This window comes from Bradyrhizobium sp. sGM-13 (assembly GCF_018398875.1).
In the GTDB taxonomy this organism is placed as follows: Bacteria; Pseudomonadota; Alphaproteobacteria; order Rhizobiales; family Xanthobacteraceae; genus Bradyrhizobium.
The window spans coordinates 1-213 of record NZ_JAGWDK010000531.1 but is presented as its reverse complement, the minus strand read 5'-3'; the positions used below and the strand labels follow the sequence as shown (position 1 = coordinate 213).

The following is a 213-nucleotide window of genomic DNA, read 5'->3' as shown; positions in this document are numbered from 1 at the left end:
CAGCCTCAAACTGGATGTCGTGCTCGCCCGCCTCGAGTAGATGCGCGGCAATCTTCTTGCCCTTCACGATCACCTTGTCGCTGGCCTTTGAGAGCGCGGCCCCGCCGACCACGAGCGAGCGCGAACCATAGGTGCCCATGCCGAACTGCACCCGGTCGGTATCGCCAAAGGCAATATCGACGCTGTCGAAGGGCACACCGAGCTTGTCCGACA

General features: G+C 62.4%; 1 protein-coding gene. It reads right to left on the bottom strand.

Annotation, left to right across the window (positions count from 1 at the left end):
- On the bottom strand, nt 1-213 hold a 213-nt coding region (locus tag KJQ96_RS39900), incomplete at both ends, for a molybdopterin cofactor-binding domain-containing protein (protein WP_213291311.1).